This window comes from Seonamhaeicola marinus, assembly GCF_008085455.1.
Genome location: NZ_VSDQ01000235.1, coordinates 1 through 1,085 on the forward strand (window position 1 = coordinate 1; position 1,085 = coordinate 1,085).

A 1,085-nucleotide genomic window follows, 5' to 3' on the forward strand; every position below is an offset into this window, starting at 1 on the left:
AAATGCGTTTAACCAATATTACGGTGTTGGTTCTCAAGTTGGTGTTATGCTACCATTTAGCAGAAGCCATGAAACGGAAGCCGATAAAATTGGTATTTATTTAATGGCTATTGCTGGCTATACACCTGATGAAGCCTCATTGTTATGGGAACGTATGAAAGCTAATAGCGGCGGACAAGCACCACCTGAAATGTTAAGTACACACCCGTCTAATGATTCGCGTATAGCTAATTTAAAAGCTTTAGCGCCAAAAGCTAAGGCTGAAGCTGCAAAGTTTGGTGTTACCTCTTTTAGAAAATAGTTATTAAAATATTACACACTATATAAAACCTTTAGTACATCGGGTTTATTTTTGAAAACAATTTTTTGAGTATTCTTTAAAAGCGTCTCTAAATTGGGTTTCAATAAAAATATTTTTATACTTTAGAAGCTGCTCAATAAAGAGCAGCTTTTTTATTATGGCTACACTAAAAAAAGGAAGTAAAAAATTGCTAAATGCTTGGGCGTTTTATGATTGGGCAAACTCGGTTTATACCCTTACAATAGCTTCGTCAATATTCCCAATATTTTACTCTAGCTTATTTGAAGACAAAAACCAATTAGTAAATGCTTTTGGTTTTGAAATGAAACAAACCGTTTTAATATCTATTGTAACAGCATTTACATTTTTAGTTGTAGCATGTTTATCTCCTATTTTATCGGGTATTGCAGATTATGTTGGTAATAAAAAGAATTTTATGAAATTTTTCTGCTACATGGGTGGTTTAGGGTGTATTGGTTTATATTTTTTCAATTTAAGTTATATACACACAAGTGTACTTTTTTATTTTATGGGGTTATTGGGCTACTGGGGTAGTTTGGTGTTTTATAACTCATACCTGCCCGATATTGCTTTCCCTGAACAGCAAGATAGTATAAGTGCTAAAGGTTTTTCATGGGGCTATATTGGTAGTGTTATTTTACTTATTGTGAATTTAGCCATGGTTATGAGCCAAACAGATGGTGCTGCAAAAATGCAAATGATGAAATACTCATTTGTAACTGTAGGGCTTTGGTGGATTTTGTTTAGCCAATACACTTTTTAT

At 33.1% G+C, this 1,085-nt stretch carries 2 protein-coding genes; both read left to right on the plus strand.

Features of this window, described 5'->3' with window-relative positions; genetic code table 11:
• Positions 1–301 (plus strand): M48 family metalloprotease (locus FUA24_RS03190; protein ID WP_148540023.1); only part of this gene is annotated, 301 nt, incomplete at its 5' end.
• A 157-nt stretch (positions 302–458) separates the two neighbouring features.
• A partial coding sequence (locus FUA24_RS03195; protein WP_148540024.1) for an MFS transporter occupies positions 459–1,085 on the plus strand: 627 nt, incomplete at its 3' end.